Source organism: Pontibacterium sp. (assembly GCF_041587635.1).
Taxonomy (GTDB): Bacteria; Pseudomonadota; Gammaproteobacteria; order Pseudomonadales; family Balneatricaceae; genus Pontibacterium.
Window position 1 is genome coordinate 1 of the sequence record NZ_JBFGYC010000177.1, and the last position, 7,012, is coordinate 7,012.

Annotated in this window: 8 protein-coding genes; 7 read left to right on the forward strand and 1 reads right to left on the reverse strand. The window is 51.1% G+C overall.

Going from position 1 to position 7,012, the window contains the following annotated elements:
• From ABYW01_RS10340 to ABYW01_RS10370, 7 genes are all read left to right on the forward strand, one after another.
• A partial coding sequence (locus tag ABYW01_RS10340; protein ID WP_372832535.1) for a DUF3450 family protein occupies positions 1 to 396 on the forward strand: 396 nt, incomplete at its 5' end.
• Complete coding sequence (locus ABYW01_RS10345) at positions 393 to 1,754, forward strand: MotA/TolQ/ExbB proton channel family protein (RefSeq protein WP_372832536.1); 1,362 nt, start codon at positions 393 to 395, stop codon at positions 1,752 to 1,754. The genes ABYW01_RS10340 and ABYW01_RS10345, both read left to right, overlap by 4 nt.
• Entirely contained in the window at positions 1,744 to 2,289 is a 546-nt protein-coding gene (locus ABYW01_RS10350; RefSeq protein WP_372832542.1) for a MotA/TolQ/ExbB proton channel family protein, read from the forward strand. Before ABYW01_RS10345 ends, ABYW01_RS10350 begins: the two co-directional genes overlap by 11 nt.
• A complete protein-coding gene (locus tag ABYW01_RS10355) occupies positions 2,274 to 2,684 on the forward strand; it encodes an ExbD/TolR family protein (RefSeq protein WP_372832537.1) in 411 nt (136 codons plus the stop codon). The genes ABYW01_RS10350 and ABYW01_RS10355 overlap by 16 nt, the downstream gene beginning before the upstream one ends.
• Complete coding sequence (locus ABYW01_RS10360) at positions 2,684 to 3,328, forward strand: energy transducer TonB (RefSeq protein ID WP_372832538.1); 645 nt, start codon at positions 2,684 to 2,686, stop codon at positions 3,326 to 3,328. Before ABYW01_RS10355 ends, ABYW01_RS10360 begins: the two co-directional genes overlap by 1 nt.
• A gap of 1 nt (position 3,329) precedes the next feature.
• Positions 3,330 to 4,535 carry a tetratricopeptide repeat protein gene (locus ABYW01_RS10365; protein WP_372832539.1) on the forward strand — a complete coding sequence of 402 codons (1,206 nt, stop codon included), beginning with the start codon at positions 3,330 to 3,332 and terminating at the stop codon, positions 4,533 to 4,535.
• Positions 4,536 to 4,682: 147 nt separating this feature from the next.
• The gene (locus tag ABYW01_RS10370; protein WP_372832540.1) at positions 4,683 to 5,567 is read left to right on the forward strand and encodes an IucA/IucC family C-terminal-domain containing protein; all 885 of its coding nucleotides are present in this window, start codon (positions 4,683 to 4,685) and stop codon (positions 5,565 to 5,567) included.
• Positions 5,568 to 5,852: 285 nt separating this feature from the next.
• Here the strand turns inward: ABYW01_RS10370 and ABYW01_RS10375 are convergent.
• Positions 5,853 to 7,012: TnsD family Tn7-like transposition protein (locus ABYW01_RS10375; protein ID WP_372832541.1), on the reverse strand; the 1,160-nt coding region annotated here is incomplete at its 5' end.

Genomic DNA, 7,012 nt, shown 5'->3' on the forward strand with positions numbered 1-7,012 from the left:
CTGCCAATTTTGACCGAAGAGCGTCAAAAACGTCTTGATAAGCTTAATGATCTGTTACTGCGAGCAGATGTCAGCGTGGCGGAAAAGTACCGTCAGATTCTTGAAGCTTATATGGTGGAAGTGCGATATGGACGGACGTTTGAAGCCTATAGCGGACGTTTGCATCAGGAAGGAAATAACCGTCAGGTTAACTTTCTGCGCCTGGGACGCACCGCACTGTATTACCAGACGCTGGGAGGACAGGAGAGTGGGCTTTGGCTGCAGGCGCAAAAGCGTTGGCAGATTCTGACCGAGAAACAGAACCTAGCCCTGCGGAAAGCGATGCAAATTGCTCAGCAACAACAGATCCCTAGCTTGATTGATCTGCCTTTGCCAGCACTGGAGTCCCGCTCATGATAAAGCAGATGATGATTAGTACGTTGTTTTTAGTGGCGGCCAGTATAGCCTACGGTGCCGAGAAAGCTCCGGCAACCCTGGATGGATTGTTACAGGAAGTGCATCAATTCAGTTCCGCGGATCGTGAGTTGAACAAAGCACGAGAGCGGTTGTTCAATGCTGATCTCAATCAGCAGCAAGCGCTGCTCACGAAGAGTAAACATCGTCTGCAAGCGGCAGAAGCCGAGCAGGCACGTCTGAAAAAAGCCTTTGATGACAATGATCTTAAATTGGCTGAGATGGAAGCGCTGATTCAGCAGCGCGCCGGTCAGTTAGGTGAGGTTTTTGGCGTGGCGAAAGAGGAGGCTGACGAGCTGCGTTCACTGTTGGAGGATTCCTTGAGCAGTGCTGACAATCCAGGGCGAGCTGCCCAGTTAGCGTTTGCAGAGTCCAAGCGGATACCAACTTTAAAAGAGCTGGAAACGTTGTGGTATCAGTTGCAGCTGGAGATGATTGCATCGGGTGAAATAAGCCGCTTTGATGCACCTGTTGTGACAGAGGCTGGTAATGCAGTATCCCAGCCTGTGGTGCGTTTTGGTTTGTTTGCTGCGGCAACAGAGCAGGGCGAATTCCTAAACTGGGATGTGAATCAGCAGGTGCTAGCCGTGCTGCCAACCCAGCCGGAAGGGGGGCTGGCACAGCTGTCAGGTTACCTGCAAGGCGTCAGTAATGAAGTACGGGTAGATCCTACCCGTGGTCAGCTGTTTATGCTGCTTGACCGTGAACCCAAACTGATGGAACGCGTACATCAGGGCGGTGAAGTGGGGTACCTGATTCTGGGTTTGGGCGCTTTAGGTTTGCTGGTTGCACTGTTGCAGATGATGAACATGCTAGTTGACGAGATGAAAGTACGGACGCAGCTGCGTCGGGCCGATCACCTCAGTCAGAGTAATGCGCTGGGGCGTGTACTGTTGACGGTCAGTGATATGCAATTGAGCCAGGAGCAGCGTGAGCTGAAAGTGGATGAAGCGATTCTTAAAGAGTTACCGCGCATTGAGCGCGGCCAGAGCTTCGTGAAACTACTCGCTGCAGTTGCTCCGCTGTTGGGATTGCTTGGTACCGTGATCGGTATGATTGCCACCTTTCAGAGCATCACTCTGTTTGGTACCAGTGATCCGAAACTGATGGCGGGTGGTATCTCCCAAGCGCTGATAACTACGGTGCTTGGTCTGGTTGTCGCAATCCCACTCCTGTTCTGTCACGGCTTTTTGGCTGCACGTGGGCGTCGGTTGACTCAGATCCTGCAGGAGAAAAGCCTGGGTATGTTAGCGGAGGCTGAATCACTGAACGCAAGAGAGGCGTTTGAGCGTGCTGCCTGAACTGCCAACCCTGACTGACTGGCTGTTTGCGCTAGGGCAGTTTTTCCAGACCGGCGGCTGGGTGCTCTATCCGATTTTAGTTGTCAGTTTTTTGATGTTCACGCTGATCATCGAGCGTATTTTGTACCGTGCGGTTAGCTATCCAAGGGCGAAGCAGCGTACGCTGTCCTCGCTGCGTGCGGAGTCTCTTACCGTAAAAAAGCTTAGTCTGCTATGCGAGTTGGATCTGGCGCTCAAGGCGCAGTTTGCACTGATCAAGACGCTGATTGCCCTTTGTCCGTTGATCGGCCTGCTGGGTACCGTCACCGGCATGATTCAGGTATTCGACAGCCTTGCGATTTACGGTACAGGTAATCCCCGATTGATGGCGGCGGGGGTTGCCAGTGCCACCTTTCCAACCATGACTGGCATGGCTGTAGCCGTTGCCGGATTGCTGTTTCACAACCGTTTGTATCGCTGGTCAGACAATGAGCGTCAGGCCCTGCGTCTTGTGTTGAATGAGAACCCAGGAGAAGCACCGTGCGTCAGCGTCTGAATTTATCGCAACAGCAGGACGATGCTGAAATCAACATGACTCCCATGCTGGATGTGGTGTTTATCATGTTGATTTTCTTTATCGTCTCAACCTCCTTTGTACGAGAGTCCGGTATCGATGTGAATCGTCCGAGCGCAGAAACCAGTCACTCGCAGAGTAAAACGGCCATTCTGGTAGCGATCTCTGCGGATGACGAGATCTGGCTTGATCGCAAGCCGCTGGATCTACGGATGGTGCGCCCCGCGATCGAACGACTGCGGAGCGAACAATCGGAGATTAACGTTGTTGTGCAGGCCGATGAGAACTCCAGTACCGGTCAGTTGATTAGTGTTATCGATCAGCTACGGTTGGCAAAAGTGCAATACACCGTGGCCACTCAGGTGGGTTTGCAGTAATGCTGCGCTTCATGGTTTCAGTGCCGCTTGCGCTGTGTCTGTCATTGCTGCTTTTTTATCTGTTAGCTCTGATTACGAGTGTGGATGACCTGCGAGTGCCAGAAAAGCAGTTCATCCCTAATCTGGACTTTCTGCTTGTACGGCAGGAGTCTGAAATCGAACTGCGCAAGCGTCAGCTCCCGCCAGAACCGGAGGAGCTGGTACAGCAGCAACAGCAGGAGATCCCGCAACTCCAGCCACAAAGCGCATTGGCGGTAAATGTGGATCTGCCGAACATTGACCTACCCGAAATCGACATGGGGATTCAGATAAGCCTATCGCCGTCGCTTCACAATCTGTCAGTGCCTACCCCCACCATGACCATGGATACCAATCCGACGGTGCTCAGCCAATTCCCACCACGCTATCCCCAGCGAGCGCTACGCCGACGTCAGGAGGGCCAGGTGGTAGTCGAGTTCACCATTACCGAAATGGGTACTGTGAAACCGGGTTCGGTTGTGGTGGTGGAATCAACGCCGTCGGGCGTTTTTGACAAGGCTGTTTTGCGTGCCATTCAACGTTGGCGCTTTAAAACGCGTTTAGTGAATGGGCAGCCAGTGCCGTTTAAAGCACGTCAGAAGCTGGAATTTAAGCTGGAGAAGTAGGATGCGCCATTTTTTAATCGCCGTACTCATGCTGCTGCCACTGACGGCCCAAGCGGAAGCGCAGCTTTCGCAGCGGGATTACCAACTCCTGACGCAGGCGTTCAAGCTTATTGAAGCCGAGCAGTACGCTGAAGCGCACAAGTATCTGATGGAGGTCAAAAGTCAGGTCGGGAATGACTATGCCCGTGCTTTGATCTCCCACAATCTGGGGCAGGTTGAGCTGCAGCGCGAGCGTTATGGCAAGGCCCTGGGTCACCTGCGTGATTCGTACGAGTTGAATGCTCTGCCGAAAGAACAGCAGATCAACCTGATCCGTACGCTGGCGCAGCTCAATTGCATAGAAGAGAACTGGAGTACCTGTGCTTCCCTTCTAGAACAGTGGATGCATCAGGCGCCGGGTAAGGTTAAAGGAGACGACCACCTTCTGTTGGCACAGGCTTACAGTCGACTTAAGAAGTGGTCGAAGGTGGTTAAACAGGTCAGCGCCGCCATTAATAGTCGTGACGTGGCGCCGGAGAATTGGTATCAGCTCAAAGTGGTGGCACATATCCGCCTGAGACAGTGGCGGGCGGCGATCCGTGAGCAGAAGCGGCTGATCAGTCACTACGCCGATAAGCCCTTGCACTGGCGCCGTCTTGTATCCCTGCAGCTGGAGGTGAAAGACCAGCAAGCTGCCCTAGCAACACAGCGCATGGGCTTTGAGCGCAATCTACTGCGCAAAGACAGCGACTACCGCCTGCTGGCGGAGATGATGTTGCAAGCTCAGGTTCCTTACTTTGCCGGATTAGTCATTCAGGAGGGGGTGGAGAATGGTGTACTCAACCCTGATAAGAAAACCCTAAAACTCCTGAGTCGCAGTTGGATCCAGGCTCATGAAAGTGAGAAGGCAGTTGATGTGCTTGTACAACTAAACCAGTTGGCTCCAAGCAGACAGAGCCTGACACGGTTGGCGCATATGCAGATTGAGTTGCGGGACTGGCACGGGGCTCAAGCGACATTGCTGAAAGCGTTAAAGCACAGCCAGGGTAAGCAGGCTCGGTTGCAATTGTTACTAGGTATAACCCGAATTAAGCTCAAAAGTTATGAACAGGCCCGACATGCGTTGTCAGCTGCAGCAGCTGACAAGCAGTTGAAAGCAACCGCTGACGGCTGGGTTCGCTATCTGGACCAGATCAGCTTGGACAGCCCGCAGGCCAAAGCAAGTTGAGTAAATGGACACTTCGTGTTTGTAGGGTGCTAAAGGATACCCTGACCGGGGCTTTGGTAACCAAGGTATTTGACCTGAACAGTCGCATTATACCGATCCCTTCTTTGGAACGCCTCTGAGTATCTTTTTTGGGCTGGAGATACTGGAATGATGGTTGTTATTAATAGTGAAATAGAGATGAAGTCTACCGCAGATGACGAGCCTATGAATAGTCCGGAAAGCTCAGCGTTTATTGGTGCATTTAATGAACAGGAATGGGCTGTTTTGAATGGTCACTTCCGCTTGCGGCAGGCTGGGGAAAGTGACCATAGAGTGATTAGTGCAACTGATCTGCTGGATGAAGACAAGTGTCGTCAGCTATTGGATCAGCTGGCACCTGTGCTGAATGCTCCCAACCAGGCGGTGACTGCCTCTTTGTTGGCAAAAAGGATCGCCTTTCTGGCTTCGGGAGCTTGCTTGTATTCAATGTCGGTTTACGACAAGGGGCTGTTATTGTCGCGGGATAACAGCCTGATCGAATATGGTCATGAAGATGGCCTCTGGACCTCCTGCATGCCACTGCACTCCATTGCCCCCTCCATTTATGTAGCGGGGCAGAGGGAAGCTTGGCGGGAAGAGTTAGTGTGGTCCCTGTTTGCAGATTTGCTAGCACCTTTATGGGATATCCTGCATAAAGTGGGAGGTATCTCGATCCGGAATCTGTGGGAGAACACCGCTGTACGGGTGTACTCAGTGTATGAATGCAAGATGCACAATCTCTGCTCTGAAGCTGCCCGCCAGCAAGCTCAGGCTGACTGTGATTGGTTACTGCAACAGGCCTCCCCTGAGCTGTTTGCTACCAGTTATAATCCCCTGCAGCGTTTTCGCCAGCCAGTCTGCCATACCGATAAAGGCCCCATTCGTTTTCGTCGTACCTGTTGCCTATACCACAAGACAGCAGAACCGAAGAGATACTGTTCCAACTGTTCTTTGTTAAAACCTAAGCCCGGAAAAAACAGACCTGCTTCAAATAATGCGAATATCATTTTATGAGTACACAGGCCTACCAGAGCATACAATCGCTAGCCTGGCTAATCAGGTTGAGCATACCGGGTGTTGCCAGCACCTAATCTGGGGCAACTGACCAAAACTAGTCAGCTGTATGGTATCCGGCCTTAGCTGAAGAGGATTCAGATGGCTGATTTTATGGTTTCAGTCAGGAGCTACCCGCCTGATTCCAGCTCTATTCCGGAATGCCCCGTGATTCTTCTTCAAACCGCGTTAGGTAGTCAAAAGTTGCACCAGGCAGGCATCATTCTACAGGCTACAGGCCGCTGCTCAGCTATGAGGCTTGCTCGTCTCTGAATTAAGAATGAAATCCAGATAAGATTTCGGTTCTATCTTTGCTTGACTGATATGGCGTCGGCCGCCGTTCATTCGGCTGTCTGGACGCCTAGGGCCAGGCCAATTGTGAGGAATTCCCGACCTTAAAAGGAAGCTTGGGATGTTTATCGATTGCCGGGCGAGAGACGCATAATTCCACTCACAGTAGTCGACGATATCATTGATCCAATGGAAATTGACACCGGAAATCATTTCTATGTTCGAAGTTGATATTGATTCGCCAAAGCTCTGCAGTTCACCAATAGCCCATAGGATACGTCGGGCTCGGAAGTGCCATGGTGATTCAGTGTGGTAATCGATACGATCAAAGGTTAACGGGAACCGCTTCCGATAGTCGGAAGAGGGGCATAGTTTTTTTCCGAGACACTCGAGTAGGCGACCAACGGTCAACCGGTGTGGTTTCCCCGAATCGTTTGAAAAATAGTTTTTGGCAAAATCGTCGACTTGTGCAGCCAATAGCTCGTCGTCGATAGAAGGGCTAACAGTTTTATGAGTTGTTATTGATTTCGGCTGTAGGCCGTACTTTTGTAGCCAAACGCGATCATTATCATAAAGCCAAGACATTGATTTGAAGGCTTGCTTCCATATCTCTTGGATGGTGGCCGTCGGGCGTCGCTGTTTTAAATTGAGCACTTTTTTACGGTGATGTTCTCTTTGGTGAGAACTGAGCTTAGTGTCTCGAAAAGCGCTATTTGTCTCTTGGTGTCTTGAACGTGTTTCTAACTTTAGTTGGACCTCTTCTTTAAGTATTTGCTGTGTAAATCGCTCTACAGACTCGAATAGAAAGAGGCCCAGAAGGATATGGCGAGTGATTGGTGTATCCAGAGCTGACTGGTAGGAAGTCAGCCGCAACCAGTTTTTTCTACGTGCGGATGCATATGCAGTATCAGTATCTTTTATGAACGCCTCACCATAATGATCGATAACAGCGTTCTGAAGCTCTTCAGCAGCTATCCCCTTTCCTCTACTGAATCCTAATTGGCGTGCTTGCTTCTTATAAATAGAAAACAGAAGCGCTGGAGAAATAGGACTTAGGTTTTGTTTAAGGAGGTCATGAGCGAAAACTGCGTATTGGTATGCCTTTTCATCGTTGC

Bases quoted from the DNA above. Each gene is read 5' to 3' on its own strand.
- ABYW01_RS10345 (WP_372832536.1), top strand. From the start codon at position 393: ATGATAAAGCAGATGATGATTAGTACGTTGTTTTTAGTGGCGGCCAGT.
- ABYW01_RS10360 (WP_372832538.1), top strand. From the start codon at position 2,684: ATGCTGCGCTTCATGGTTTCAGTGCCGCTTGCGCTGTGTCTGTCATTG.
- ABYW01_RS10365 (WP_372832539.1), top strand. From the start codon at position 3,330: ATGCGCCATTTTTTAATCGCCGTACTCATGCTGCTGCCACTGACGGCC.
- ABYW01_RS10370 (WP_372832540.1), top strand. From the start codon at position 4,683: ATGATGGTTGTTATTAATAGTGAAATAGAGATGAAGTCTACCGCAGAT.